Genomic DNA, 26117 nt, shown 5'->3' with positions numbered 1-26117 from the left:
CGGCACGCTAGCCGGGTGACGACGAGGGCCGCCAGCGGCCCGAGGAGAAGCCCGGCCATTGAACCCCGCGGGTGACGACGAGGGCCGCCAGCGGAGCCGGGCCATCGTTATTCGGTACTCGTGGTTTGCCATTGCAGCCGGGCGGCAATATCTAGGCCGAACTGAGTCAAATACCTTGACGGACAGTCCGTCAACGTGGGCAATCGAGCGATTGCGCTGGCAGGGGCTCAGGGCGGCCGATAGGTTTGTGCCATGAGGGAAGCGCCAGACGTGCTGGGCATCGTCCTGGCCGGGGGGGAGGGCAAGCGGCTTTACCCGTTAACCGCCGACCGGGCAAAGCCCGCGGTTCCCTTCGGCGGCGCTTATCGGCTGATCGACTTCGTGCTGTCCAATCTCGTCAACGCCCGCTATCTGCGGATCTGCGTTCTGACTCAGTACAAGTCGCATTCGCTCGACCGCCACATTTCGCAGAACTGGCGATTGAGCGGCCTGGCCGGTGAATACATCACTCCGGTGCCGGCCCAGCAGCGCCTGGGACCCCGCTGGTATACCGGCTCCGCTGACGCCATCTATCAGTCGATGAACCTCATCTACGACGAGGATCCCGACTACATAGTGGTTTTCGGCGCCGACCACGTCTACCGGATGGACCCCGAACAGATGGTCCAGTACCACATCGACAGCGGAGCAGGCGCGACGGTGGCCGGTATCCGGGTGCCGCGCGCGGAGGCCAGTGCGTTCGGCTGCCTGGACGCCGACGACTCCGGCCGAATCCGCAGCTTCGTGGAGAAGCCGACCGAACCGCCCGGCACACCTGACGACCCGGAATCCACGTTCGTGTCGATGGGCAACTACATCTTCACCACCAAGGTGCTCATCGACGCGATCCGTGCCGACGCCGAAGACGACCACTCCGACCACGACATGGGCGGCGACATCATCCCGCGTCTGGTGGCCGACGGATTAGCCGCGGTCTACGACTTCTCCGATAACGAGGTACCGGGCGCCACCGACCGCGACCGCGGCTACTGGCGTGACGTGGGAACGCTGGACGCCTTCTACGACGCGCACATGGATCTGGTCTCGGTGCATCCGGTGTTCAACCTGTACAACAAGCGCTGGCCGATCCGCGGTGCGACGGAAAACCTCGCGCCGGCGAAGTTCGTCAACGGCGGCTCCGCGCAGGAGTCGGTGGTCGGTGCGGGCAGCATCATCTCTGCGGCGTCGGTGCGCAATTCGGTCCTATCGTCGAACGTCGTCGTGGACGACGGTGCCATCGTCGAGGGCAGCGTGATCATGCCCGGTACCCGTGTGGGCCGCGGCGCCGTGGTGCGCCACGCGATCCTGGACAAGAACGTCGTCGTGGGGCCTGGCGAGATGGTCGGCGTCGACTTGGAAAAGGACCGGGAACGCTTCGCGGTCAGCGCCGGCGGAGTGGTTGCCGTCGGCAAAGGGGTGTGGATTTAGCGGCGGCGGTGGCGTCGTCACCACACGTACGGCACCAGCCGGTACTGCACCTGCTGGGTGTATTCGCGGTATCCGGCTAATTCTTTTGTGAGCAGTTGTTCTTCGTCTCGGATACGAAGTGCCAGCACAACCACACCGGGCACGACGAAAACCAGTCCCCAATAGGACCCGAGCGCGAGCGGAATGCCCAGCATCATGATCACGTTCGCGGTGTACATCGGGTGTCGCACCAATCCGTAAAGACCAGTCGACACCAGTTTCTGGTCGGCTTCGACGCGCACGGTCGCGGCCGCATAGCTGTTCTGAAAGACGACCAGCATCGCCACACCGAGCCCAACCACTACCAGAATGTCGCCGACCATCGAGATTGCCGCCGGTACTGACGACCAGCCCCAACGATGGTCGAGGACGCTGACCACGACCATGGCGAACAGCGACGATAACGAGAATGCCATGACGACCTTCTGGAACGGTCGGGGCTCTGCCGTCGGCCCTCCACGCATCCGTCGCCGCAGTGCCGCGGGGTTCGTACCTAACAAGCGGACGCTCGGCATCCAAGTCGCGAGGACAAACACGGCCAGGAAAACCCATGCCTGCCAGTAATCGAACGTTCCGGCCGGCACAAACAGCAGCAATCCCAGGACGAGGAGCCCAACTACCGCGAATGCCACTAATTTTGCAACGGTTTTCACGGTTCCTCCCGCTGGATCCTACGAGCGCAGATCTCGTCGCCGGAAAGCCGCAACTCCCACCACGATCAGCGCCGTCCCGAGCGCCGACAGCCATAACAGCGGAACGGCGCTGAAGTCACCGCCGCCCACCCGCGGGATGTGCGCGAACGGTTCGAAGTCCAGCACCCACTGGGGGGCACCCGACAATGAACCGATCAGATACACCGCGACGAACCCGACCAGCACCCCCCAGACCACCGGAGTGAACCGGGGCACAAGACCGAACAACGCGGCCGTAACGGCCGCGAGCAGGCACACGGCAGGCAGCTGTACCGCCGCAGTGCCGACGACCGTGGCCAGTTTGCCGGCCACGTCACCGGCCGCGACGCCGTAGCTGAGGCCGGCCGTCACCCCGGCAAGCAGCATGGCAGCCGCCGGACCGCCGATGGCTATCGTCAAATGAGTTGCTGCCCAACGGATCCGACCGACAGCGCCAGCCAGTATCGTCTCGGCACGTGCGGCGGTCTCCTCTTGGTGTAGGCGCAGGCTCAGCGAGACCGCAAACGCGGCCGCCGCCATCCCCAGCATGCTGAACGCCACCGCGAGGAAAGCCTGCTCAACGGCGCCGGTGCCGCCCATCCGCACGACGATGTCACGGGCAGCCGAATTGCCGATCTCCTCGCCGATGCCGTGCACGATGCTGCCGATCAGCACGCCGTACAGACACAGCCCGACGGTCCAGATCACCACCGCACCGCGATCCAGCCGCCATGCGAGGCCAGCCACCCCGCGCAGCGACCAGCCCGCCTTTCCCGGCCCGGGGCGTTCGGCGATCAATCCGGCTCCGACGTCGCGTCGCGCCAACAACAGGTAGGCCACGACGGTCAGCGCCAGGACCGTCAGCGCATGCAAAGACAGCACCCACCAGCGGTCCCCGGCATATGGGCGAACTTGCAACGACCACCCCAGCGGTGACAGCCACGACAAGGTACCCGAGCCGGCGTCACCGACGGCGCGCAGCGAAAACGCGACCGCCAGCACTGCGAAGGCCGCGCTGCGGGTGAACCGGGCGCTGGGCGACAGTTGCGCCGCCAAGGCGGCCACCGCGGTGAACACCAAACCGGATGCCGCCAGCGCCGCACCGAACGCAAGCGATCCGCCGGAGGGAACGTCGGTGCTCAGCAGGCCGGCGGCACCGATCGCACCGGTGGCAACCGACGCCCCGGACGACAACAGCACGGCAGCCGTCAAGCTGGCGTATCGGCCGACCGACGTCGAGTCGAGCAACTCGGCACGGCCAGTCTCCTCGTCGGCGCGGGTATGGCGAATCACCGTGAGAATCACCGCGACAGCGATGAGCATGTGGAACATCCCGGCTTTCCAGATCCCGACGGCGCCGAGGTTGTCCGCATAGATCTGCCCGTAGAGTGCTCGCTGGGCCGGGCTGGCCATGATCGACGCCGCAAACGCAGCCCGGGCGGCCTGATCCGGATACACCTTCTCGATGCCGCCGACGTAGACGGTCGCCAACGGCACCGACAGCAGCAGCACCCACAGCGGCAGCACGATGCGGTCGCGGCGCAGGTACAAACGCAGCAGCCCAAGGGTTCCGGAGAAGTTCGACGTTCGCGTCGGCGGCGCGTGGTGGGCGGGCCGGGACGGCCGGTCCAGCGTTGTGGTGCTCATGCCGATACCTCCTGCCTGCTCTGGTCGCGTTGGCCGTCGACGCCGTAGTGGCGCAGGAAGAGTTCTTCCAGCGTCGGTGGCTGGCTGACCAGGCTGCGCACACCGGCGTCGCCGAGAACCCGGATCAGCTCGGCGAGGCTTTCGCTGTCGACGTGGGCACGCACAGTTTTGCCCTCGACGCTGACGTTCTCGACACCCTTGATTCGGGTGAGATCGCCTGGGTCGCCGATCATTTCGGCTTTGATTGAGGTGCGGCTGAGATGACGCATGTCGTCCAGGGAGCCACTCTCGACGGTCTTGCCGGCCCGGATGATGGTCACCCGATCGCAGACCGCCTCGGTTTCGGCCAGGATGTGGCTTGACAGCAGTATCGTCACGCCCCGGTCGCGCGCCTCGCGGACGCACTGTTGAAAGACATGCTCCATCAACGGGTCTAGGCCACTGCTGGGCTCATCCAGCAGCAGCAGTCGTGCCCGCGAGGAAAACGCCGATATCAGCGAGACCTTCTGCCGATTGCCCTTCGAATACGTCCGGGCCTTCTTGCGTGGGTCGAGGTCGAAGCGTTCGATCAACTCCGCACGCCGCTTCTCGTCGATGTCGCCGCGCATGCGGGCCAGCAAGTCGATGGTCTCGCCGCCGGTGAGGTTCGGCCACAGGGTCACATCGCCTGGCACATAGGCGATCTGGCGATGTAGCTCCACAGCGTCGGACCACGGGTCGCCGCCCAGCAGGCAAGCTGTGCCTGCGTCGGCTTTCACGACGCCGAGCAGGATGCGGATGGTCGTCGACTTGCCGGCCCCGTTGGGGCCGAGGAAGCCGTGCACCTCGCCTTCGCGGACTGTGAGGTCTAACCCGCCCAGTGCCCGGACTGCACCGAAATTCTTTGTCAGTCCACGAATCTCGATTGCAGACTGGTAGTTGTCATTCGGCATTGGCTTCTCCTTGGTCGGCTTGCGCTTCGGCTTGTGCTTCGGCTTGGGCGAGGAACGCGTCATACATGGCCCGGTCGGCCATCAGGCCTTCGGTAGAGACCTCGAGGGCCGGCAGCACCATGTCTCGCGCGTAGTCGCGCAGCACTGCCCGCAGATCCGTCGGGGTTTCGTGCATCTGCAGATACAACAAAAAGCCGCCACCGCCGGTGATCGCCAGATACTTGGCTCTGGCCTTGGGGTCACGGCTGGGCTTGAGCGCGCCGGAGCGCACACCCTCCTCCAGATACTGCTCGGTGTTGTCAATCATCCTGCGCCACAATATTTTTGCCAGCTCTCCGCCGGACTGCATGCTGCGCACGAGGTAGGCCATCAGCGGCGCGTAGGACTCGATCTCGGCCATCTGGGCAAACCAGGTGGCGGGGTCGTTGGACCGCATCGCCTCGGACTTCTCGCTGCGGATCTCCTCGGCGACGTAGTCGTCGCACGCTTTGCGCAAGCCTTCCTTGGAGCCGAAGTGGTGAATCACCAGCGCGGCGCTGACCCCCGCCGCTTCGGCGATCCTGCGCACTCCGACGTCAAACCCGTGCTCGCCGAACTGCTCGATGGCCGCATCGCGAATCCGAGCGGCGGCAGTCAGATCGGCTGAACGCATGTTCAGTACGCTAAACGCACGTTCAACCCGCGGTCAAGGGTCGCCTGCGTCAGGAATTCGTAAAAACTCAGTCGCGGACAGCGGCCAGCAGTCCATCGCCGAGCGGTATCAATGCGGGAGTAAGGCGTTCGTTTTCGGCGATCAGTCGCGCCGCCTCACGCACGGCTGCCACCTCAACGTCGTGTGCTGCAGGGTCGTTTGCCCGCCCGCCCAGCGCCGCCCGATGCATCACCACAACTCCGCCCGAGCGCAGCAGCCGCATGCCCTCGGCAACGTACTCCGGCTGGTCGAGGGGATCGGCGTCGATGAACACCAGGTCGTAGGACTCATCGGCAAGCCGGGTGAGTACTTCTTGGGCCCGCCCGCTGATCAGCCGTGTGCGCGACGGCGCGATGCCGGCCTCGGCGAACGCTTGTTTGGCGATCCGCTGATATTCCGGCTCGATGTCGATCGTGGTCAGGACGCCGTCGTCGCGCATCCCCGAGAGCAGCCAAAGCCCGCTGACCCCGGCACCGGTTCCCACTTCCACGACGGACTTCCCGCCGCTGAGCTTCGCCAGCAGGCTCAGCAGTGCACCGACCGCCGGTGTCACGGCGCCGGCCCCGATTTCCGTCGCACGGTCTCGGGCCGCCGCCAGGATCGCATCCTCGGAGATCGATCCCTCGGCGTGCGCCAGGAGCGATTCGGCCCGGCTTGTCGCGACGGCCTGGCCGGAGGTGTAGTTGATGCTGGCCATGCCCGCAGCGTAAATGCAATCGCGGCCGCTCTGGGGCAGGCGCGCCCAGCGCCCGCGCAGCGACACGCCCGGGGGCGGCGAGTGGTCAACGTCACACGGCCGCGAATAACCGCAGCACGGCAGGTGAGCGGCGCCGTTTCTCAGTGAAAGCTCAGTTTGCTCATATACCTGCCACACCCCCATAGGCGACGGTATCTGCATGGAACGCCGGGAACGCTGGTTGGGGAATAGGCCTGAGGTCCCGAGCGTTGGCGGCGATGACGAACTGCCGACGCTTGGTGGCAGTCTCAATCCGGAGGATTTCATCATCACCACGTTGATCAGCCCGGCGAGCATGTCGCATCCCGAGCGGTATCGCGACGCCGACTGGGTGGAAGTGTCCGACGAGCCCTACGGCACCGCGGTTTTCGACGCGACCGGGGACAAGTCGGCGATGCCGTCGTGGGAAGAGCTGGTGCGCCAGCATGCCGACCGGGTGTACCGGCTGGCCTACCGGTTGTCGGGTAACCAGCACGATGCGGAAGACCTCACCCAGGAGACCTTTATCCGCGTCTTCCGTTCGGTGCAGAACTATCAGCCCGGCACGTTCGAAGGCTGGCTGCACCGCATCACCACGAACCTGTTCTTGGACATGGTGCGTCGCCGCGGCCGCATCCGGATGGAAGCTCTTCCTGAGGATTACGACCGGGTGCCCGCCGACGAACCCAACCCCGAGCAGGTCTACCACGACGCCCGGCTGGCGCCTGACCTGCAGGCTGCGCTGGATTCGCTGCCGCCGGAGTTTCGCGCCGCGGTGGTGTTGTGTGACATCGAAGGTCTGTCCTACGAGGAGATCGGCGCCACTCTCGGCGTCAAACTCGGCACCGTGCGTAGCCGCATCCACCGGGGTCGCCAGGCGCTGCGTGATTACCTCGCGGCCCATCCGGAGCATGGAAGGCAGGACACCGCCCAACAGTCGGCGTAGTGCGCACCGGCGGTTCATCGGCTGTTCACGGATGTCCTGCAGAAGGTCGCGCGCTACATTCAAAGTAGTGCCGTGCAGGTCAATGCAGCGTCGAGAGGAGCCGGTGATGGCCGATCGGGGACAGGTGTTCCGCCGAGCGTTCTCCTGGCTGCCCTCGCAGTTCGCCTCCCAAAGCAACGCACCCGTCGGTGCGCCGCGCCAGTTCGGCTCCACCGAGCACCTGTCCACCGAGGCCATCGCGGCGTTTGTCGACGGCGAATTGCGGATGACTGCGCACCTGCGCGCCGCACATCACCTGTCGCTGTGTCCGCAGTGCGCCGCTGAAGTGGAGGATCAAAGCCGTGCACGCGCCGCGCTGCGCGACTCCCATCCGATCCAGATCCCCAGCACGCTGCTCGGAATGCTGTCGCAGATCCCATACTCGCGGCTGGACAATGCCGCCTGGCCTGACGACGACGCCGGAGCACCCGACATGTCCGGCCACCTGGCCGACGGCGGCGCGCATGACCGGCGCAAACGCCGGTAGGGTGGACAAGCCGGCGCGCAACGCCGTGCACGTGCCGACGCGCGCGTTCTCCCGAGCGCCAAGAAGAGGTTGACGTGAGCTCCGACCAGGACTACCACGGCGCCCATCGGCTGGCGCCCCGCCCCATTTCCCGGCCACCGGTCGATCCGGCCTCGCGCCAGGCGTTCGGCCGCCCCGATGGAGTGCAAGGTTCGTTCGTGGCAGAAGGGGTGCGCCCGCAGAAGTACCGGAACCAAACCGAGTTCGTCCCGCATGACCAGCCGGCCGACCCGGTGCTGGCCGAAGCCTTCGGCCGCCCGTTTCCCGGGGCCGAGCCGCTGCAGCGGCATCCGGCCGATGCCGGCGCCCTCGATGGCGATAAAGGCAAGGAATCAGCGGACCAAGCCGAAGATCCCTGGCGCGACCCGGCCGCGGCCGCCGCGTTGGGCACGCCGGCGCTGGCGCCACCGGCGCCCAAGGCGCGTTTTGCTTACGGCGACAAGCTCGGCGTCCGCGATGTGCTGTTCGGCGGAAAGGTGTCCTACCGGGCGCTGATCGTGCTGGGCGTGGTCGCGCTGCTGATCGGACTGGTCGGCGGATGGGTCGGCCGCAAGACGGCTGAAGTGGCCGAGGCGTTCACCACCTCCAAGGTGACGCTGTCCACCAACGGCAACGCCCAAGAGCCGGCCGGGCGGTTCGCCAAGGTGGCCGCCTCGACTGCCGACTCGGTCGTGACCGTGCAGTCGGTCAGTGACCAGGAGGGCACCCAAGGCTCCGGTGTCGTCATCGACGGCCGCGGCTACATCGTCACCAACAACCACGTCATCTCCGACGCGGCGAACAATCCGAGCCAGTACAAGACCACGGTGGTTTTCAACGACGGCAAGGAAGTGCCGGCCAATCTGGTGGGCCGTGACCCCAAGACCGACCTGGCCGTGCTCAAGGTGGACAACGTCAACAACCTGACCGTGGCCCGCCTGGGGGATTCGGATAAGGTCCGTGTCGGCGACGAGGTGCTGGCAGCGGGCGCGCCGCTGGGTCTGCGCAGCACCGTCACGCACGGGATCGTCAGCGCCGTACACCGCCCGGTTCCGTTGTCGGGCGAGGGCTCGGACACCGATACAGTGATCGACGCCGTGCAGACCGACGCCTCGATCAACCACGGCAACTCCGGTGGGCCGCTGATCGATATGGACTCCCAAGTCATCGGCATCAACACCGCGGGCAAGTCGCTGTCGGACAGCGCCAGCGGGCTGGGCTTCGCGATCCCGGTCAACGAGACCAAGCTGGTCGCGCAGGCCCTGATCCGAGACGGCAAGATCGTGCACCCGACGCTGGGGGTCAGTGCCCGCTCAGTGAGCAACGCGATCGCCAAGGGCGCCCAGGTGGCCAACGTGAAGGCCGGCAGCCCCGCCGAAAAGGGCGGCATCCTGGAAAACGATGTGGTGGTCAAGGTGGGCAACCGCACCGTCGCCGATGCCGACGAGTTCGTGGTCGCCGTGCGTCAGCTGACGATCGGGCAGGACGCGCCGATCGAGGTGGTCCGCGACGGCCGGCACGTCACCCTCACCGTTAAGCCCGGCCCGGACACCAGTTAGGTGTTCGCCAACGTCGGCTGGGGGGAAATGCTCGTCCTGGTGGTGGTCGGGCTGGTGATCCTTGGGCCCGAACGGCTTCCGGGTGCGATCCGCTGGACGGCCAACGCGCTGCGCCAGGCGCGTGACTACCTCACCGATATGAGCAACCAGCTGCGCCAGGACATTGGCCCGGAGTTCGACGATCTACGCGAGCCGCTGAGCGAATTGCAGAAACTTCGCGGTATGACGCCGCGCGCAGCGTTGACCAAACATCTGCTCGACGGCGACGACTCATTCCTCAGTGTGTTCGATCGGCCGCTGACTAATCGGGACAGTCAAGGCGGCGTGCCGTCGGAGCCGACACTGCCCACCCCGGCGCCGTCGCCCCGGCTATCGGATTCCGATGCCGGACGGCCTACCCCGTTCGACAGCGACGCGACCTGATCCCTGCTAGTGCCGAGTCGGGTCCAGTCCCAGTGACATACCGGCCAGGCCGCGGCGTCGGCTCGACAAAGCGTCGGCGACGCTGCGCAGCTCTTTGCCCACCGCTGAGTCAGGCGAGCTGAGCACGATCGGCACGCCCGAATCGCCGGCGGCGACCAGCGCAGGATCGAGCGGAACCTGTCCTAACAGCGGCACGTCGGCGCCGACCGCGCGGGAGAGTCGCTCGGCGACCTGCGGGCCGCCGCCCTCGCCGAACACCTGCAGTTTGGAGCCGTCGGGCAACACCAGCCATGACATGTTCTCCACCACACCGACGACGCGCTGGCGGGTCTGCAACGCAATGCTGCCGGCCCGCTCGGCCACTTCGGCGGCGGCCAGCTGCGGCGTGGTGACGACCAGAATCTCGGCGTTGGGAATCAACTGCGCGACCGAGATGGCGACGTCGCCGGTGCCTGGTGGCAGGTCGAGCAGCAGCACGTCCAGGTCGCCCCAGTACACGTCGGCCAGGAACTGCTGCAACGCTCGGTGCAGCATCGGGCCGCGCCACGCCACCGGGGCGTTGCCCTGGGTGAACATCGCGATGGAGATCACCCTGACGTCGTGGGCGATGGGCGGCAGAATCATCGACTCGACCTGAGTGGGCCGGTCGGTGGTGCCCATCATCCGCGGAATCGAGTGGCCGTGGATATCGGCGTCGAGCACCCCGACTGACAACCCGCGTGCAGCCATCGCGGCGGCCAAGTTGACCGTCACGGTGGATTTGCCCACCCCGCCCTTTCCGGACGCGACGGCGTACACCCTGGTCAGTGAGCCGGGCTGGGCGAAGGGGATCACCGGTTCTCGGGCGTCGCCGCGCAGTTGCTTGCGCAGCTCGGTGCGTTGCTCGTCACTCATCACATCGAGGCTGACCTTCACCGCGCCGGTGCCGGGAACATCGGCGACGGCGTGGGCGACGCGCTCGCTGATTTCGGTCTTCTTCGGGCAGGCCGCCGTCGTCAGGTAGATCTCGACGTGCACCGAACGATCCGGTTGGACCTCGACGCTTTTGACCATCCCGAGTTCGGTGATGGGGCGCCGCAATTCGGGGTCGATTACGTTGGCCAGCGCCGCACGGATAGCGGCGGTCAGGTCGGCGGTGTCGTCGTGGGTTGGGGACATCACCGCCGAGTGTAGTTCGGCGACGATGCGGGCCGATGCGGCCCGAGGAGGAGCCGAACCATCGGCGCAGGCGGCTCGCGATGTCGGCTGGTCAGTTGGCCGGAGCGGGTCCCGGCGGAGGGCTGGGCGCGCTCGGTGGCGGTCCTGCCGGCGCCGGGCCGGGCTGGGCCTGGGACGCGGACGCCGTCGACGACGCTGTGCCCTGGTGCTGGACGGCGGCGGGTGGTCCTGCTGGCGCCGGGCCTGGCTGCTGCGGCCCGGGGCCCGGTCTAGTGGGTTGCGGACCGGCAGCCGGAGCCACGGCCGGACCGGGTTGGGGGCCAGCCGCTGGAGCGGCCGGCGGCGCTGCTGGCGTCCCGGGCGACATCGCGTCAGCCGGCGGCGGAGCCATCCACGGCGGTATGCCCGCCGCCTGCTGCGGAGCGGTGTCTTGGCCGATGCAGATGACGGTGCAGGACGGCGCTCGGGTTGTCGGCGACTGCCACGGCCACATCGGTTGCTGCCCGGACATCGTGGGCTGGCCGCTCAGGTCGATCAACGGCATCTGAGCCAGCGGGTCCATCGACGGCAGGCCGTGGATGTTGACCGGCAAGCCGGGACCGAGCCCTTCCGGGTTGTTCTCCAGATGGATGTCGGCGATCGGCGGCGGAGCGCCGACAAGCGGCGGCAGGTCAACCGGCACCACGCCGGTGGCGTACGCCGCTGCCCAACCCAGCACGTTCTGGGCGTACGGCATCGAGTTGTTGTAGCGCAGGATCGCGCTCATCACCTGCGACGGATCCCGCAAGTTGAGCCCACCGCTGCACAGGTATCGGGCGGCCGCCAGCGTGGAGTCGTACAGGTTCTGCGGGTCGGCCACGCCGTCGCCGTCGCCGTCGGAGGCGTAGTGGGCCCAAGTCCCGGGCAGGAACTGCATCGGCCCCATCGCACGGGCGTAGGTCACCCGGCCCGCGACGCTGCTCTGGACGATGACCGCGTTGCCCGGCAGGGTGCCGTCGAGCGACGGGCCGTAGATGGGCCGAACCGCCGTCCCGTGGGCGTCGGTGGCGCCCCCACCGGCATGCATGGACTCGATGCGTCCGATGCCGGCCAACAGGTTCCAGCTGACACCGCAGCCGGGATCCGAGGCGGCCATGATCTGTTCGGCGTTGCGGTAGGCCGACAGCGCGATCTTCGGAATACCCAGCACGCCAGGCGTATTCACCACGAACGCCGGCGGCGGAGCCGAGAGGGTGGCCGCGGCGATGTGGAATCTGCTGGGGGGATGCGCGACGGCGATGACGGTCGGGCGGGATAGATCGCCCGGCGCGGGGGCGACTGCCGCCACGGGGGTGATGGCGGCGCCCCGCACCGCAGGTGCTGGCCCCGGGAAACGGGGGGCCGCGGCGCCGACTGCTCCGGCGAACATCAGCGGGGCGATCATCGCCACGCCGAACGCCGGCGTCCGCGTTATCCGGGCGAGTTGCTCCGGCAGCGACGTCACAGCACTGGCCGTGATCGCCGGTGTATCCGCGAGATGCTCGCGCAGGAAGGTGACGGCCGCTGCGCCCGCCGCCGGTGTCCGCGACAGCCGGTCACGCAGGGAAGCAATGGGGGCTCTGCCAAAAGCTGGTGTGCGCGCCAGACGCACTACTCGTTGCCGCATGGCCATGAAGGTCGGGCGTGCACCCGAACGTCCCCCTATGCGCACTCGACCGTCCTCAGTTGTGACTCAAACGTCCGTCAAAACCCAAAGGCATCGTGAACTAGGTCACCATACATAACTCTGGTGACTGCAGTGGCAACAATGGCGGACTTGCCTGACGAGGATGCGGCGCCCGGGAAACGAGCTGCTTTCAGCTGTGCCTCTTGGCGCGAACGTCGGCGCCGTCCGGCGCGTGGACCGGCTTTTCCGGCTGCCGCTCCTCCAGAAGCTCGCGCAGGTTCTCCAATTGGTGGCGCAGGTATTCGCGGGTCTTTTGGACCTCGCCGATGGACAGCCGCAGCGCCGCCAGCTCGCGCGCCAGGTATTCGGTGTCGGCTTTGGTCTGTGCGGCGCGGCGACGATCCTCTTCCAGCGCGATGCGGTCGCGGTTCTCTTGCCGATTCTGGGCCAGCAGGATCAGCGGCGCCGCATACGCCGCCTGCGTCGAGAAGGCCAGGTTGAGCAGGATGAACGGGTAGGGATCAAAGCGCACACTGGCCGCATACACGTTCACCACAATCCACGCGATCACCAAGAGGGTCTGCAACAGCAGGTAACGGCCGGTGCCGAAGAAGCGGGCGATCGATTCGGTGATCTGGCCGACTGCTTCGGGGTCGACCCGCGGGGCGAGCGCCCGCGAGGTGCGCGGAGTGTAGAGGCGCTGCCGTGGCGAGGACTTGCTCACAATGCTCTCCCGACGCCGTCGAGCTCCGGTTCTTCGAGGGCTTCGCGCCAGTCGGGGGGTAAGAGGTGGTCGAGCAGGTCGTCGACGGTCACCGCTCCCAGGAGATGATTCTGGTGGTCGACCACCGGCCCGCACAGCAGGTTGTAGGCGGCGAAATAGCGCGTCAAGGGGGCCAGCGGCAGCTCCGGGGTGACGGAAGGCAGGTCAGCATCGACGATGCCGCCGACGAGGGCGGCCGGTGGTTCACGCAGCAGCCGCTGCAGATGCACACAACCCAGGTAACGACCGGTCGGCGTGGCCGTTGGCGGGCGCGTGACGAAGACCAGGGAAGCCAACGCGGGAGTCAGGTCGGGGTCGCGCACCCGGGCCAGTGCTTCGGCCACGGGTGTATCGGGTGTCAGCACAATCGGATTGGATGTCATCAAACCGCCCGCGGTGTTGGGGGAGTGCTTCAGCAGCCGTCGCACCGGGTCGGATTCGCCCGGATCCATTTCGCCCAGCAGCATCTCGGCCTCAGCCGGGTTCATGGTGCCGAGCACGTCCGCCGCGTCGTCGGGGTCCATTGCCTCCAGCACGTCGGCCGCGCGTTCGGTGCCGAGGTGCTTCAACAGGTCCGCTTGGTCGTCCTCTGGCAGCTCTTGCAAAATGTCGGCCAGCCGGTCGTCGTCGAGGGCGTTGACCACCTCATAGCGCCGCTTGGGTGGCAGTTCGCGGATGGCGTCGGCCACCTCGACCGGCCGCAGTCCCTCGAACTGTTGTAGCAGCTGCGCCACCGCCTGTCCCGGCATCGCCAGCGCCGACGGTGTCAGACCGACCACGTTGTGCCAGTCGACGACGTGGACCGCGCCGCGCCGGCCCAGCCGCCGGGGGATCCGCACAGCGACCCGGCTGACCATCCAGTCGCGGGTTCGGATCTGCTCGATTCCGAGATCGGTGATAACGACGTCGACGTCGGCCAACTGGGGTAGGTCAGGATCGTTGACCCGTACCCGGGTGTCGAGCACCTGGCCCAGCACCAGCACCTCGCCGGGCCGCTGCTGGAAGCGGCGCAGCGACACGTTGGCGGTGTTGAGGGTGACCGCGTGTGGCTCGATCGCCGCGACCCGCAGGATCGGCACGAAAATCCGGCGCCGCGTCACCAGTTCGACCACCAGCCCGAGGACGCGGGGTTGCTGGCGGACGATGCTGATACTGATCACGACGTCGCGGACCCGCCCGAGAGATTCGCCGAGCGGGCCCAGGACCAGCATTCGCGCCAGCCGTGCCACGTAGACCCTGTTGACCGACGTCATGGTGGAAAGGGTAGGAGTGGAGCGTGAACATCGCCTATCGACCCCGCCGGACCTGCCTGTCGGTGCCGGGCAGCAGCCCGAAAATGATCGAGAAGGCCAAGGGTTTGCCCGCCGACGAGGTTTTCCTCGACCTCGAAGATGCCGTCGCACCGGACGCGAAGGCCTCCGCGCGCACACGGGTGGCCGCCGCGCTCGCCGAGCCGGGATGGGCCGAGCAGCTGCGCGGCGTCCGGGTCAACGACTGGACGACGCCATGGACCCACGCCGACCTCATCGAGGTGGTCTCGGCCGTCGGCGCCACACCCGGCGCCCGGCTGGACGTGGTGGTGTTGCCCAAGGTTTCCGACGCCTCGCATGTGCAGGCGCTCGATCTTCTGCTGACCCAGCTGGAAACGGTCCACGGACTGCCCGTCGGCGGCATCGGAATCGACGCGCAGATCGAGGACGCCCGGGGCCTGACGAACATCAATGCGATCGCGGCCGTGCCGCGGGTCCAGGCGCTGGTGCTCGGCCCGGCCGACTTGATGGCCAGCCTGAACATGCGCACCCGGGTTGTCGGCGAACAACCCGAGGGCTACGACGTCGGAGACGCCTACCACCATGCCCTGATGACGATTCTGGTCGCCGCTCGCGCCCACGGCATTGCCGCGATCGACGGGCCTTACCTCAAAGTGCGCGACATCGAAGCGTTCCGCCGGGTCGCGGGCCGCTCGGCGGCGCTCGGTTACGACGGGAAATGGGTGTTGCACCCGGACCAGATCGCTGCGGGCAACGAGATTTTCAGCCCCCGCCAGGACGAATACGACCACGCCGAGTTGGTGCTGGAGGCTTACGAATGGCACACCTCGGCCGCCGGGGGTGCGCGCGGCGCGGTGATGCTCGGCGACGAGATGATCGACGAAGCGAGCCGCAAGATGGCGCTGGTTGTCGCGGCGAAAGGCCGCGCGGCGGGAATGCGGCGCCAGTCCGGGCCTTTCGTGCGGCCGAGCGCCTGACCTAAGGCGAGGCTGTGGCGGCGATGAATGGGATGACTACGAAAATGGCGGCGAGCACCACCAGCGCGGTCATTGTTCCGCCGACGATGACTCCGGCCACGGCGAGACCATGCCCCTCCTGACCGGTTCGTTTGGTCTGCTGCATCGCGATGATTCCGAGGATCAGTCCCACGATCGACGGAATCCCGCAAAAGACCACCCCAACCAGCGACGTGACCAGTGATGCGATCGCCAAGCCATTGGTGCCCGGTGGCGGCGCGATCCGGTATGGGCCGTATGGGACTGCTTGTCCGGGATATACCGGGTATCCGGGCGCTTCGACTGGATGCGGGGGCGGGTAGCCGGGGGCCGGAAGGGAAGGTGGCAGCGGGTACTCGGAATAGTCGACGGGTCGCTGGGCGTCGGCCGAGGGCGGTGGGTTCTGTGGCCTTGGTTGCTCATCCCCCCAAGGGGTGCTCGGTGGTTGTTGAGGATCGGTCACGTCTTGTTACTGCCAAAGTCGTGGCAGAGCAAAGATAGTAAAATCAGACCGACCAGCAGGGTCGTGGTGCCAACCACGATGCCGGCGACGGCGAGGCCGTAACCTTGCTGGCCAGTTTGCTTGATTTGTTTGACTGCAATCGTGCCCAGGACGATACCGGCGATGGACAATAGGCCGCCGCAGTACGGAATGAGACCGATGACTGACGTCACGAGTGACGCGATCGCCAGGTTGTTCGTCCCCGACTGCGGTGGCGCTCCGTAGCCGCCGGGGTATTCCGGGCCCGGGTAACCACCCGGATACGGCTGGCCGTAGCCACCTGCCGAAGAGCCGTATTGCGGCGGTACCGGTGGGTACGACGGGCCGCCGTAGCCGGAGGCGTCCTGATACCCGGGAGGCGGACCGCCCGCAGAGGGATGACCGCCCGGCGGTGGATAACCGGCCTGCGGGTAGCCGGGCGGCGGATAAGCCGGCGGTGGATACCCCGACGGCGGCGAGGGCGGCTCGAACCCGGATGGTGGGGGCTCGTAACCCGAGTACGCTGGCTCGCCGGAAGCGCCCCGATCGGGCGGTGTCTGCTCGGCCGAGTGCGGCCTGTTGGCGTCGTCGTGCGCGTTCTCGCCGGAACCGCCGCCGGGAGTTGTCATGCGTCTCAACCTAGCCTATGAACTGGTGGCATGTGCGGTCATAACCCCGGGCACCAACAGCCGATTCGGCACGTTGGGGAAGATAACAACGCGCCGAAAATCACGGCCCGCGCGCAAAGGAGAATGAGGATCGATGACCAGCCCCTTCCAGCCCGGACAGGTTCCCGGCGCGACATCCGGCGGACCCGCTGCGAGCCGCCGTGGCGTGCCTGCTCTGCCGACTCCGCCGAAAGGCTGGCCGGTGGGCTCCTATCCCACGTATGCCGAGGCGCAGCGAGCCGTGGATTACCTGTCTGAGCAGGAATTCCCGGTCGAGCAGGTGACCATCGTTGGGGTCGACTTGATGCAAGTCGAACGGGTCACCGGCCGGCTGACCTGGCCCAAAGTGCTTGGCGGCGGCATGCTGACCGGCGCATGGCTGGGCTTGTTCATCGGCCTGGTGCTTGGGTTCTTCAGCCCCAACCCGTGGGCGGCGTTGGGCACCGGTCTGGTCGCCGGTGTCTTCTTCGGGTTGATCACCTCGGCTGTTCCCTACGCGATGGCCCGCGGGACAAGGGATTTCAGCTCGACGATGCAATTGGTGGCGGGCCGCTACGACGTGCTGTGCGATCCGCAGAACGCCGAGCGGGCGCGGGATTTGCTGGCCCGCCTGGCGATCTGACTCCTGACTGCGCCCTATTGCCGCAGCGCGCGACGGCACCGCAAGTGTTGCAAATGGCGCGTAGCTGGCACTACGGTTCTGGCGCGGGATAGCGGGACAGTCCCTGATGAAGAGAGGCCGGTGTGGTGGCGAGTCGTCGCGTGCGCGCACGGCGGCTGTGCGCAGTTGCGTCGGCGGCGCTGACCACGGCGTCACTGCTGTTGGCCTGTGGGCGGGTCGGCGGGGGACTGGTGATCAGCCTCTACACGCCAGCCGACGACAGCGGGACCTATACCGCGATCGCCAAGCGCTGCACCGAGCAGGTCCAGGGACGCTTCGCCATCCAGCAGATGAGTTTGCCCAGAACGGCCGACGACCAGCGGCTGCAATTGGCCCGCAGAATTACCGGCAAGGACCGCACGCTGGATGTGATGGGCCTCGACGTGGTGTGGACGGCGGAATTCGCCGAGGCGGGCTGGGCGCTGCCGCTCTCGGACGACCCGGCCAAACTAGCCGAATCCGACGCCACCGCCGACACGTTGCCCGGCCCGCTTGCCACGGCCCGATGGCAGCACAGGCTCTACGCCGCACCGATCGCCACGAACACGCAATTGCTTTGGTACCGAGCCGATTCGATGGACCAGCCACCGACGACGTGGGACGGCATGGTGGCCGAGGCGGTACGGCTGCACGCGACGGGAAAGCCCAGCTGGATCGCGGTGCAGGCCAAGCAGTACGAGGGACTTGTCGTGTGGTTCAACACCTTGCTGACCAGCGCCGGTGGTCAGGTGCTCTCCGACGACGGCAAGACCGTCACGCTGACCGACACGCCAGCGCACCGGGCCGCCACCGTCAAGGCGCTGCAGATCATGAAGGCGGTGGCGACCGCACCCGGTGCCGACCCGTCGATCACGCAGACCGACGAGGGCACCGCTCGGTTGGCGCTCGAAGCCGGCAGAGCCGCTTTGGAAGTCAACTGGCCGTTCGTGTTGCCGTCGATGCTGGAGAACGCCGTGAAGGGCGGGGTGTCGTTCCTGCCGCTCAACCACGACCCCGACCTGGCCGGAAGCATCAACGGCATCGGCATGTTCACGCCCACCGATCAGCAATTCCGTGCGGCGTATGAAGCCAGCAAAAAGGTGTTCGGGTTCGCGCCGTATCCCGGTGTGCAGCCGGGCCAGCCGGCCAAGGTAACGATCGGCGGGCTCAACCTGGCGGTGGCCAAGACGACCCGGCACAAGGCCGAGGCATTCGAAGCGGTTCGCTGCCTGCGCAGCCTGCAGAACCAGAAGTATCTGTCGATCCGGGGCGGTCTGCCGGCGGTGCGTACCTCGCTGTATGCCGATCCGCAGTTCCAGGCGAAATACCCGCAGTACGACATCATCCGGCAGCAACTCACCAGCGCGGCGGTTCGGCCCGCCACCCCGCTGTATCAGGCGGTTTCCACGCGGATCTCGTCGACGCTGGCTCCAATCACCGGTATCGACCCAGAGCGCACCGCCGATGCGCTCACCGCGCAGGTGCAGAAGGCCATCGACGGCAAGGGGCTCATCCCATGACTGCGGCTGTCGGCGAACGGTCGGCCGCCGCGCTCGGCAGAGCTCCGACCGAATCCCGCAAATCCGAACGGCGCCTGGCATTCCTGCTCATCACGCCCGCGGTGATCCTCATGCTGGCGGTGACGGCTTATCCGGTCGGCTACGCCGTGTGGTTGAGTTTGCAGCGCTACAACTTCGCTACTCCTGCGTCCACCCGGTTCATCGGCCTGGCCAACTACCAAACCGTGCTGACCGACCGGCTGTGGTGGACCGCATTTGTTGTGACGCTGGCGATCACGGTGATTTCGGTGGCAATCGAGTTCGTAGTGGGCCTGGCGTTGGCGCTGGCGATGCACCGCACCATCTTCGGCAAGGGCGTGGTACGCACCGCCGTTCTGGTTCCCTACGGCATCGTCACAGTAGCGGCGTCGTACAGCTGGTATTACGCCTGGACACCGGGCACCGGGTATCTGGCGAACCTGTTGCCGCAAGCCAGCGCGCCGCTGACCCAGCAGATTCCCTCGCTCGGCATCGTGATCCTGGCCGAGGTGTGGAAGACCACCCCGTTCATGGCGTTGCTGCTGCTGGCCGGACTGGCGTTGGTGCCTGAGGATCTGCTGAAGGCGGCTCAGGTCGACGGCGCCGGCGCGTGGCGGCGGCTCACCAAGGTCATCTTGCCGTTGATGAAACCGGCGATTCTGGTGGCGCTGCTGTTCCGTACGTTGGACGCGTTTCGGATCTTCGACAACATCTATGTGCTGACCGGCGGCTCCAACAACACCGAATCGGTGTCAATCCTGGGCTACGACAACCTGTTCAGGGGCTTCAACCTGGGTCTGGGCTCGGCGATATCGGTGCTGATTTTCTGCTGCGTGGCCATCATCGCATTCCTCTTCGTCAAGGTGTTCGGCGCTTCGGCGCCGGGAGCTGGCGGCGAGCGGGCATGAGAGCAAGCCATGGCTGAGCGGGTAGGTGCCCGACGTGCGATCAGCTGGGCGGTCATCGACACCCTGGTGGTGCTTTACGCGCTGTTGCCGGTGCTGTGGATCCTGTCGCTGTCGCTGAAGCCGTCGTCAACGGTCAAGGATGGCAAGCTGATTCCGTCGGCGGTGACCTTGGACAACTATCTCGGCATCTTCCGGGGCAATTTTTTCACCTCCGCGTTGATCAACTCGATCGGAATCGGTTTGATCACCACTGCGATCGCGGTCGTTATCGGCGCTATGGCGGCCTACGCGGTGGCACGGCTGGCATTCCCCGGCAAAGGGCTCCTTATCGGTGCCGCTCTCTTGATTGCCATGTTTCCCCAAATCTCGCTCGTCACACCGATTTTCAATATCGAGCGGAAATTAGGGCTGTTCAACACGTGGCCGGGGCTGATCATCCCGTACATCACGTTCGCATTGCCGCTGGCCATCTACACGCTGTCGGCGTTTTTCCGGGAGATCCCGTGGGATCTGGAGAAGGCGGCCAGGATGGACGGCGCCACACCCGCGCAGGCGTTCCGCAAGGTGATCGCCCCGCTGGCCGCGCCTGGAATCGTCACCGCGGCGATCCTCGTGTTCATCTTCGCCTGGAACGACCTACTGCTGGCGTTGTCGTTGACGGCCACCAAAGCATCGATCACCGCACCGGTAGCGATAGTCAACTTTCCCGGCAGTTCCCAATTCGAGGAGCCAACCGGTTCCATCGCAGCCGGCGCGATGGTGATCACGATCCCGATTATCGTTTTTGTTTTAATCTTCCAACGAAGGATTGTTGCCGGGTTGACCTCAGGTGCGGTGAAGGGATAGCTCGATGGCCGAGATTGTGTTGGACAGGGTGACCAAGAGTTACCCCGACGGCGCGACGGCCGTGAAGGAATTGAGCATTACCATCGCCGACGGCGAGTTTGTCATCTTGGTGGGGCCTTCGGGATGCGGTAAGACCACCACACTGAACATGATTGCCGGACTGGAGGATATCTCCTCGGGGGAATTGCGCATCGACGGTAAACGCGTTAACGAGAAGGCGCCCAAGGACCGCGACATCGCGATGGTGTTCCAGTCGTATGCGCTCTATCCGCATATGACGGTGCGTCAGAATATCGCCTTCCCGCTGACGTTGGCGAAGAAGAAAAAAGCGGAGATCGCCGAGAAGGTCGAGGAGACCGCGAAAATCCTTGACCTCACTGACTTTCTGGATCGCAAGCCTTCGCAATTGTCAGGTGGGCAGCGCCAGCGTGTCGCAATGGGGCGCGCGATTGTGCGGCATCCCAAGGCATTCCTGATGGACGAGCCGTTGTCGAACCTGGACGCCAAGCTGCGGGTGCAGATGCGCGGCGAGATCGCGCGGCTACAGCGGCGGCTTGGCACCACCACTGTCTACGTGACCCACGACCAAACCGAGGCGATGACGCTCGGCGACCGGGTAGTGGTGATGTGCGGGGGCGTTGCACAGCAGATCGGCACTCCCGACGAGCTTTACGAACGGCCGGTCAACCTGTTCGTCGCCGGGTTCATCGGCTCGCCGGCGATGAACTTCTTTCCCGCCACGCTCACACCTACCGGGCTGACACTGCCGTTCGGCGAGGTGACGCTGACGCAGCCGGTCCTCGACGTGATCGCCGAGCATCCCAAGCCGGACAACGTCATCGTCGGGATCCGGCCCGAGCATCTCGCCGATGCCGCACTGATCGACGCCTACCAACGCCTTCAGGCGCTGACCTTCGAGGTGAAGGTCGACATGGTCGAATCGCTGGGCGCCGACAAATACGTGTACTTCACCACCGCCGGGTGGGACGTGCACGCAGCTCAACTAGCCGAGCTGGCGGAAGAATCGGAAGGACAGGAAAACCAGTTCGTCGCCCGCGTCCCGCACGAGTCCAAGGCAGCCAAAGGACAGTCGCTCGAGTTAGCTTGCGACACGCTGAAACTCGCGGTGTTCGACGCCGACTCCGGCGTCAACCTGACCATTCCGCCACCGGCTGGGTGACCTTCGAGTGGTTACAGCCAGTCGCGGTGCCGGAAGTTGCGGTAGAGAATGACGCAGGCGCCGATCATCACGGTCATCACGACCGGGTAGCCCCAATACCAGTGCAGTATGGGCATGTACTTGAAGTTCATGCCGTAGATGCCGGCGATCATGGTGGGGACACCCAAGATTGCCGCCCAGGCCGAGATCTTGCGCATGTCGATGTTCTGCTGCATGCCGACCTGAGCCAGCGCGGCCTGTACCAGAGAGGTGAGCATTTCGTCGTAGCTGGCGATCTGCTCGGCGGCTTGCGCCTGGTGGTCGGCGACGTCGCGCAGATAGCGCCGCACTTCCTTGGAGATCACATCCTTGTGCTCGGACTGCATCCGCTGGAACGGGACCGACAGCGGGCTGACGCAGCGGCGTAGCTCGACGACTTCGCGTTTGAGCAGGTAGATCGGTTCGACGTCGATCTGGTGCCCGGGGGTGAACGCGACTTCTTCGAGGTTGTCGATATCGGTCTCGATGAGGTTGGCCACTTCCAGGTAGTGGTCCACCACGTAGTCGGCAATCGCGTGCATCACCGCATAGGGCCCCAGGCGCAGCTGCTCAGGGGCGGCCTCCATTTGCTTGCGCACCTGGGAAAGGCCGCCGTGTTCACCGTGCCGAACGGTGACCACGAAATCCTTGCCGACGAATATCATGATCTCGCCGGACTCGACGATTTCGCGGGCCAGGACTACAGAGTCGTGAGGGACGTAGTTGACGGTTTTCAGGACCAGGAACAGAGTTTCGTCATAGCGCTCCAGCTTGGGCCGCTGGTGTGCGACGACGGCGTCTTCGGCGGCCAGCGGGTGCAGTCCGAAAACCTCGGCCACGTCGCGCATCTGGCGTTCGTCCGGCTCGTGCAGGCCGATCCAGACAAACGCTTCCTGGCCGGTCTGCTCGATCTCACGCGCCTTGGCCAGAGCGTCGGCGTGGGTACACGGCCCGGGTAGGCGCTCGCCGTCGACGTACACGCCGCAGTCGACCATGGCTTGCGTAACCGGCGCCGAAATGGACCGGCTGTCCGGCTCGGCGAATGTGGAGCGGGCCACCGGCCGAAGTGATGCGCGAAACGATGGCATCGGGTCAATCTCCCGTCGCAGCGCAGGTCTGATCGGCGCCGGTCCATGGTACGCGCGCTGACACGTCAGCGCCCCATCAGCCGCGGGTTCGACTGACCATGTGCCGCCTGGACACCGTGGAGCGAAACGAGTCCGGACCCGAGAATTCAGGTCGGCGCCCGTGCGCTAGTTTCGACGCGACGCAACACTGCCCAAGGAGCATTTGACGTGAGCACAACTCCCCTCAAGGTCGCCGTCACCGGCGCGGCGGGCCAGATCGGTTACAGCCTGTTGTTCCGCCTGGCCAGCGGCGCGCTGCTCGGCCCTGACCGCCCGATCGAGCTGCGTCTGCTGGAGATCGAGCCTGCCTTGAAGGCGCTCGAGGGTGTGGTGATGGAGCTCGAGGACTGCGCGTTTCCGCTGCTGGCCGGCATGGAGATCGGTGCGGACGCGACGAAGATCTTCGACGGCGTGAACCTGGCCTTGCTCGTCGGAGCGCGGCCGCGCACCAAGGGCATGGAACGAGCCGACTTGCTGGAGGCCAACGGCGCCATCTTCACCGCGCAGGGCAAAGCCCTCAACGACGTCGCCGCCGACGACGTCCGCATCGGCGTGACCGGCAATCCCGCCAACACCAACGCGCTGATCGCGATGAACAATGCGCCCGATATTCCGCGGGAACGGTTCTCTGCGCTGACCCGGCTGGACCACAACCGCGCGATAGCGCAGCTGGCCAAGAAGACCGGCGCCGCGGTCACCGACATCAAGAAGATGACGATCTGGGGCAACCATTCGACCACTCAGTACCCCGACATCTTGCACGCCGAGATCGGCGGCAAGAACGCCGCCGAGGTGCTAAACGACCAGACCTGGATCGAGAACGACTTCATTCCAACCGTGGCCAAGCGCGGCGCGGCGATCATCGACGCCCGCGGCGCGTCCTCGGCCGCCTCGGCGGCGTCAGCGACCATCGACGCTGCCCGCGACTGGCTGCTCGGCACCCCCGACGGCGACTGGGTCTCGATGGCCGTCGTCTCCGACGGCTCCTACGACGTGCCGGAGGGCTTGGTCTCCTCGTTCCCGGTGACCACCAAGGACGGCAACTGGAGCATCGTGCAGGGCTTGGAGATCGACGAGTTCTCCCGCGGCCGGATCGACGCGTCGACCGCCGAGCTCTCTGACGAGCGCAGCGCCGTCACCGAACTCGGCCTGATCTGACGTCAGTAGCCTGGGAAACCGTGCCCGAGATCGTCCCGCACACGGTGCAAACCCCTATTGACGAGCGCCCGCAGATCCTCATCGGCGACGAGGAGATTTTCGAGGCCCACGTAGCGGGGAAGCTTTCCGTGGCGCTCAAGGCCCCGTTGGACACCCAACGTGCCCTGTCGATCGCCTATACCCCTGGTGTTGCTCAGGTGAGCCGCGCGATCGCCGCCGACCACACGCTGGCAGCCCGCTACACCTGGACGCACCGGCTGGTGGCGGTCGTCAGCGACGGCAGCGCCGTGCTCGGCCTGGGTGACATCGGCCCCGCGGCGGCGCTGCCGGTGATGGAGGGCAAGAGCGCGCTGTTCAAGGCATTCGGCGGCTTGGATTCGATCCCGATCGTGCTCGACACGAAAGACCCGGACGAGATCGTCGAAACCCTGGTGCGGCTGCGGCCGAGCTTCGGCGCAGTCAGCCTCGAGGACATCTCCGCGCCGCGCTGCTTCGAGATCGAACGCCGCGTCATCGAAGCGCTGGACTGCCCGGTCATGCACGACGACCAGCACGGCACCGCGATCGTCGTGTTGGCGGCGCTGATGGGGGCCAGCGAGCTGCTCGACCGCGACATGACCGCGCTTCGCGTGGTGATCTCGGGTGCCGGGGCGGCAGGCGTCGCATGCGCGAATCTCCTTCTCGCCAACGGGGTTTCCGATATCACCGTGCTGGACTCGAGCGGGATCCTGCATCCCAGCCGTGAGGACATGAACAGCGTCAAGACCGAACTGGCGCTGCGCACCAATCCGAAGGGCCGCACCGGCGGCATGGTGGAGGCTCTGGAAGGGGCCGACGTGTTCCTCGGGGTGTCGGCGGGGGTGGTGCCCGAGGATCTGATCGCCACGATGGCGCACGACGCGATCGTGTTCGCGCTGTCCAACCCGGACCCGGAGATCCACCCGCACGTGGCGGCCAAGTACGCGGCGGTGGTGGCCACCGGGCGCAGCGACTTTCCGAACCAGATCAACAACGTGCTGGCTTTCCCCGGAGTGTTTCGTGGCGCGCTGGACGCGGGGGCCAGCCGGATCACCCAGAAGATGATGGTCGCCGCCGCCGAGGCGATCTTCTCCGTCGTCGGCGACGACTTGGCGCCGGATCGAATCGTCCCGAGCCCGCTGGATCCGCGCGTCGCGGCGACGGTCGCCTCCGCGGTGGCGGCCGCTTCAGACATCCCCGGGTGACTGCCGCCCGGTTTTTCGCGGGGGCGCTAGTGGCCACCCTGGCGCTGGTTGGCTGTGGCCATGATTCCCACGCGCGCGACTCGGTGCGTGAGCTGGTGGTCGCATCGACTCCCGACTCCGAATCGGTGTTGCTGGCCGATATCTACGCCGGGGCGCTGCGCTCCTACGGCTTCCCGGCGCGCGTCGAGTCGTCAGCCGATCCGCTGAGCAAGCTGGACTCCGGCGCGGCCGACGTGGTGCCCGGTTTCACCGGCCGCTTGCTGCAGAGGTTTCAGCCTGGCGCCACGGTGCGCTCAGATGCGCAGGTTTACCGCGCGATGCTCGGGGCGCTGCCGGAGGGAATCGCGGCCGGCGACTACGCCACGGCCGCCGAGGACAAACCAGCGTTGGTGGTCAGCCAATCCACCGCCAAGGCTTGGGGCGGCAACGACCTGAGCGAACTGCCGCGGCACTGCGGAGGGCTCGTCGTCGGGGCGCTCGCCGGTGTCGCCACACCGGCGGCGATCAGCCGCTGCCGGCTACCTGCGCCGCGGGAATTCCGCGACAACACAAGCATGTTCGCTGCCTTGCGATCCGGGCAAGTTACGGTGGCGTGGAGCAGCACCGCCGCTCCCGATGTGCCCGCCGATCTGGTCATGCTGGCCGACGGCAAACCGCCGCTGGTGCAGGCGGAGAACGTGGTGCCGCTGTATCGCCGCAACGAGCTGACGGCTCGGCAAGTACTGGCCATCAACGAGGTGGCCGGAGTGCTCGACACCGCCGCGCTGGTCGACATGCGCCGGCAAGTCGCCAAGGACGCCAACCCCCAGACGCTGGCCGACGCGTGGCTGGCCGACCACCCGCTCGGGCGTTCTTAGCGGCCCA

The 26117-nt window shown here is 66.4% G+C and carries 26 protein-coding genes; 14 read left to right on the top strand and 12 right to left on the bottom strand.

The window, feature by feature from the left end; all coding sequences use genetic code 11:
• The first annotated feature begins 252 nt into the window (after nucleotides 1-252).
• Nucleotides 253-1467 (top strand): glucose-1-phosphate adenylyltransferase, encoded by a 1215-nt coding sequence (gene glgC / locus G6N15_RS02450; protein ID WP_083084873.1) that lies wholly within the window; start codon nucleotides 253-255, stop codon nucleotides 1465-1467.
• 17 nt (nucleotides 1468-1484) lie between these two features.
• On the opposite strand, the gene G6N15_RS02445 is transcribed toward glgC, so the two are convergent.
• From G6N15_RS02445 to G6N15_RS02425, 5 genes are all read right to left on the bottom strand, one after another.
• On the bottom strand, nucleotides 1485-2159 hold the full coding sequence (locus tag G6N15_RS02445) for a methyltransferase family protein (RefSeq protein ID WP_083084876.1): 675 nt from the start codon (nucleotides 2157-2159) through the stop codon (nucleotides 1485-1487).
• An 18-nt stretch (nucleotides 2160-2177) separates the two neighbouring features.
• The gene (locus G6N15_RS02440; RefSeq protein ID WP_179961776.1) at nucleotides 2178-3824 is read right to left on the bottom strand and encodes an ABC transporter permease; all 1647 of its coding nucleotides are present in this window, start codon (nucleotides 3822-3824) and stop codon (nucleotides 2178-2180) included.
• Entirely contained in the window at nucleotides 3821-4756 is a 936-nt protein-coding gene (locus tag G6N15_RS02435) for an ABC transporter ATP-binding protein (RefSeq protein WP_083084879.1), read from the bottom strand. Before G6N15_RS02435 ends, G6N15_RS02440 begins: the two co-directional genes overlap by 4 nt.
• Nucleotides 4746-5408: a TetR/AcrR family transcriptional regulator gene (locus tag G6N15_RS02430; protein WP_083084882.1), complete on the bottom strand. Its 663-nt coding sequence runs from the start codon at nucleotides 5406-5408 to the stop codon at nucleotides 4746-4748. Before G6N15_RS02430 ends, G6N15_RS02435 begins: the two co-directional genes overlap by 11 nt.
• 67 nt (nucleotides 5409-5475) lie before the next feature.
• Nucleotides 5476-6144, bottom strand: a complete 669-nt coding sequence (locus G6N15_RS02425) for an O-methyltransferase (protein WP_139797685.1) — start codon at nucleotides 6142-6144, stop codon at nucleotides 5476-5478.
• Between the two features lie 199 nt (nucleotides 6145-6343).
• On the opposite strand from G6N15_RS02425, the gene sigE reads away from it, so the two are divergent.
• From sigE to tatB, 4 genes are all read left to right on the top strand, one after another.
• The gene (sigE, locus tag G6N15_RS02420) at nucleotides 6344-7108 is read left to right on the top strand and encodes an RNA polymerase sigma factor SigE (protein ID WP_083084885.1); all 765 of its coding nucleotides are present in this window, start codon (nucleotides 6344-6346) and stop codon (nucleotides 7106-7108) included.
• 106 nt (nucleotides 7109-7214) lie between these two features.
• Nucleotides 7215-7634: an anti-sigma E factor RseA gene (rseA, locus tag G6N15_RS02415; RefSeq protein ID WP_083084887.1), complete on the top strand. Its 420-nt coding sequence runs from the start codon at nucleotides 7215-7217 to the stop codon at nucleotides 7632-7634.
• A gap of 74 nt (nucleotides 7635-7708) precedes the next feature.
• Nucleotides 7709-9211: a serine protease HtrA gene (gene htrA, locus G6N15_RS02410; RefSeq protein WP_083084890.1), complete on the top strand. Its 1503-nt coding sequence runs from the start codon at nucleotides 7709-7711 to the stop codon at nucleotides 9209-9211.
• The gene (gene tatB, locus G6N15_RS02405; RefSeq protein ID WP_083084892.1) at nucleotides 9212-9634 is read left to right on the top strand and encodes a Sec-independent protein translocase protein TatB; all 423 of its coding nucleotides are present in this window, start codon (nucleotides 9212-9214) and stop codon (nucleotides 9632-9634) included.
• A gap of 6 nt (nucleotides 9635-9640) precedes the next feature.
• On the opposite strand, the gene G6N15_RS02400 is transcribed toward tatB, so the two are convergent.
• The 4 genes from G6N15_RS02400 to G6N15_RS02385 all read right to left on the bottom strand — a co-directional run bounded on the left by G6N15_RS02400 (nucleotide 9641) and on the right by G6N15_RS02385 (nucleotide 14453).
• The gene (locus G6N15_RS02400) at nucleotides 9641-10819 is read right to left on the bottom strand and encodes an Mrp/NBP35 family ATP-binding protein (RefSeq protein WP_139797686.1); all 1179 of its coding nucleotides are present in this window, start codon (nucleotides 10817-10819) and stop codon (nucleotides 9641-9643) included.
• 64 nt (nucleotides 10820-10883) lie between these two features.
• Nucleotides 10884-12215 carry a lytic transglycosylase domain-containing protein gene (locus G6N15_RS02395; RefSeq protein WP_083085186.1) on the bottom strand — a complete coding sequence of 444 codons (1332 nt, stop codon included), beginning with the start codon at nucleotides 12213-12215 and terminating at the stop codon, nucleotides 10884-10886.
• 412 nt (nucleotides 12216-12627) lie between these two features.
• Nucleotides 12628-13161 (bottom strand): DUF1003 domain-containing protein, encoded by a 534-nt coding sequence (locus tag G6N15_RS02390; RefSeq protein ID WP_083084897.1) that lies wholly within the window; start codon nucleotides 13159-13161, stop codon nucleotides 12628-12630.
• Complete coding sequence (locus G6N15_RS02385; RefSeq protein ID WP_083084900.1) at nucleotides 13158-14453, bottom strand: magnesium transporter MgtE N-terminal domain-containing protein; 1296 nt, start codon at nucleotides 14451-14453, stop codon at nucleotides 13158-13160. Before G6N15_RS02385 ends, G6N15_RS02390 begins: the two co-directional genes overlap by 4 nt.
• 23 nt (nucleotides 14454-14476) lie before the next feature.
• Here G6N15_RS02385 and G6N15_RS02380 point away from each other — a divergent pair, with 23 nt between their 5' ends.
• Nucleotides 14477-15448, top strand: a complete 972-nt coding sequence (locus tag G6N15_RS02380; RefSeq protein WP_083084902.1) for an HpcH/HpaI aldolase/citrate lyase family protein — start codon at nucleotides 14477-14479, stop codon at nucleotides 15446-15448.
• 1 nt (nucleotide 15449) lies between these two features.
• Here G6N15_RS02380 and G6N15_RS02375 read toward each other — a convergent pair whose 3' ends face one another.
• Together G6N15_RS02375 and G6N15_RS02370 are read right to left on the bottom strand one after the other, a co-directional pair.
• Nucleotides 15450-15929 (bottom strand): DUF4190 domain-containing protein, encoded by a 480-nt coding sequence (locus G6N15_RS02375; RefSeq protein ID WP_083084904.1) that lies wholly within the window; start codon nucleotides 15927-15929, stop codon nucleotides 15450-15452.
• Complete coding sequence (locus G6N15_RS02370) at nucleotides 15926-16576, bottom strand: DUF4190 domain-containing protein (protein ID WP_083084907.1); 651 nt, start codon at nucleotides 16574-16576, stop codon at nucleotides 15926-15928. Before G6N15_RS02370 ends, G6N15_RS02375 begins: the two co-directional genes overlap by 4 nt.
• Nucleotides 16577-16709: 133 nt before the next feature.
• Here G6N15_RS02370 and G6N15_RS02365 point away from each other — a divergent pair, with 133 nt between their 5' ends.
• The 5 genes from G6N15_RS02365 to G6N15_RS02345 all read left to right on the top strand — a co-directional run bounded on the left by G6N15_RS02365 (nucleotide 16710) and on the right by G6N15_RS02345 (nucleotide 21727).
• Nucleotides 16710-17237: a general stress protein gene (locus tag G6N15_RS02365; RefSeq protein WP_083084909.1), complete on the top strand. Its 528-nt coding sequence runs from the start codon at nucleotides 16710-16712 to the stop codon at nucleotides 17235-17237.
• Between the two features lie 125 nt (nucleotides 17238-17362).
• Entirely contained in the window at nucleotides 17363-18775 is a 1413-nt protein-coding gene (locus tag G6N15_RS02360; protein WP_179961775.1) for an ABC transporter substrate-binding protein, read from the top strand.
• A complete protein-coding gene (locus G6N15_RS02355) occupies nucleotides 18772-19701 on the top strand; it encodes a carbohydrate ABC transporter permease (protein ID WP_083084915.1) in 930 nt (309 codons plus the stop codon). Before G6N15_RS02360 ends, G6N15_RS02355 begins: the two co-directional genes overlap by 4 nt.
• A 9-nt stretch (nucleotides 19702-19710) precedes the next feature.
• Nucleotides 19711-20547, top strand: a complete 837-nt coding sequence (locus G6N15_RS02350) for a carbohydrate ABC transporter permease (RefSeq protein ID WP_083084917.1) — start codon at nucleotides 19711-19713, stop codon at nucleotides 20545-20547.
• A 4-nt stretch (nucleotides 20548-20551) separates the two neighbouring features.
• Entirely contained in the window at nucleotides 20552-21727 is a 1176-nt protein-coding gene (locus G6N15_RS02345; protein WP_083084919.1) for an ABC transporter ATP-binding protein, read from the top strand.
• Nucleotides 21728-21738: 11 nt separating this feature from the next.
• Here G6N15_RS02345 and corA read toward each other — a convergent pair whose 3' ends face one another.
• Nucleotides 21739-22833 (bottom strand): magnesium/cobalt transporter CorA, encoded by a 1095-nt coding sequence (gene corA, locus G6N15_RS02340; RefSeq protein ID WP_083084922.1) that lies wholly within the window; start codon nucleotides 22831-22833, stop codon nucleotides 21739-21741.
• 207 nt (nucleotides 22834-23040) lie between these two features.
• Between corA and G6N15_RS02335 the strand changes: the two genes are divergently transcribed.
• From G6N15_RS02335 to G6N15_RS02325, 3 genes are read left to right on the top strand one after another with little or no spacing between them, the layout of a single operon-like run.
• Nucleotides 23041-24030 carry a malate dehydrogenase gene (locus G6N15_RS02335; RefSeq protein ID WP_083084925.1) on the top strand — a complete coding sequence of 330 codons (990 nt, stop codon included), beginning with the start codon at nucleotides 23041-23043 and terminating at the stop codon, nucleotides 24028-24030.
• 29 nt (nucleotides 24031-24059) lie between these two features.
• Nucleotides 24060-25253 (top strand): NAD(P)-dependent malic enzyme, encoded by a 1194-nt coding sequence (locus G6N15_RS02330; RefSeq protein WP_372506464.1) that lies wholly within the window; start codon nucleotides 24060-24062, stop codon nucleotides 25251-25253.
• Entirely contained in the window at nucleotides 25250-26110 is an 861-nt protein-coding gene (locus G6N15_RS02325) for a glycine betaine ABC transporter substrate-binding protein (RefSeq protein ID WP_083084930.1), read from the top strand. Before G6N15_RS02330 ends, G6N15_RS02325 begins: the two co-directional genes overlap by 4 nt.
• The last annotated feature ends 7 nt before the right edge of the window (nucleotides 26111-26117 follow it).

This window comes from Mycobacterium noviomagense (assembly GCF_010731635.1).
Taxonomy (GTDB): Bacteria; Actinomycetota; Actinomycetes; order Mycobacteriales; family Mycobacteriaceae; genus Mycobacterium; species Mycobacterium noviomagense.
This window is presented reverse-complemented; position numbering and strand designations above follow the sequence as displayed.

Bases quoted from the DNA above. Each gene is read 5' to 3' on its own strand.
- G6N15_RS02425 (WP_139797685.1), bottom strand. From the start codon at position 6,144: ATGGCCAGCATCAACTACACCTCCGGCCAGGCCGTCGCGACAAGCCGG.
- G6N15_RS02395 (WP_083085186.1), bottom strand. From the start codon at position 12,215: ATGATCGCCCCGCTGATGTTCGCCGGAGCAGTCGGCGCCGCGGCCCCC.
- G6N15_RS02440 (WP_179961776.1), bottom strand. From the start codon at position 3,824: ATGAGCACCACAACGCTGGACCGGCCGTCCCGGCCCGCCCACCACGCG.
- G6N15_RS02365 (WP_083084909.1), top strand. From the start codon at position 16,710: ATGACCAGCCCCTTCCAGCCCGGACAGGTTCCCGGCGCGACATCCGGC.
- G6N15_RS02435 (WP_083084879.1), bottom strand. From the start codon at position 4,756: ATGCCGAATGACAACTACCAGTCTGCAATCGAGATTCGTGGACTGACA.
- glgC (WP_083084873.1), top strand. From the start codon at position 253: ATGAGGGAAGCGCCAGACGTGCTGGGCATCGTCCTGGCCGGGGGGGAG.
- G6N15_RS02385 (WP_083084900.1), bottom strand. From the start codon at position 14,453: ATGACGTCGGTCAACAGGGTCTACGTGGCACGGCTGGCGCGAATGCTG.
- G6N15_RS02355 (WP_083084915.1), top strand. From the start codon at position 18,772: ATGACTGCGGCTGTCGGCGAACGGTCGGCCGCCGCGCTCGGCAGAGCT.
- sigE (WP_083084885.1), top strand. From the start codon at position 6,344: ATGGAACGCCGGGAACGCTGGTTGGGGAATAGGCCTGAGGTCCCGAGC.
- G6N15_RS02370 (WP_083084907.1), bottom strand. From the start codon at position 16,576: ATGACAACTCCCGGCGGCGGTTCCGGCGAGAACGCGCACGACGACGCC.
- G6N15_RS02345 (WP_083084919.1), top strand. From the start codon at position 20,552: ATGGCCGAGATTGTGTTGGACAGGGTGACCAAGAGTTACCCCGACGGC.
- G6N15_RS02350 (WP_083084917.1), top strand. From the start codon at position 19,711: ATGGCTGAGCGGGTAGGTGCCCGACGTGCGATCAGCTGGGCGGTCATC.
- rseA (WP_083084887.1), top strand. From the start codon at position 7,215: ATGGCCGATCGGGGACAGGTGTTCCGCCGAGCGTTCTCCTGGCTGCCC.
- corA (WP_083084922.1), bottom strand. From the start codon at position 22,833: ATGCCATCGTTTCGCGCATCACTTCGGCCGGTGGCCCGCTCCACATTC.
- G6N15_RS02430 (WP_083084882.1), bottom strand. From the start codon at position 5,408: ATGCGTTCAGCCGATCTGACTGCCGCCGCTCGGATTCGCGATGCGGCC.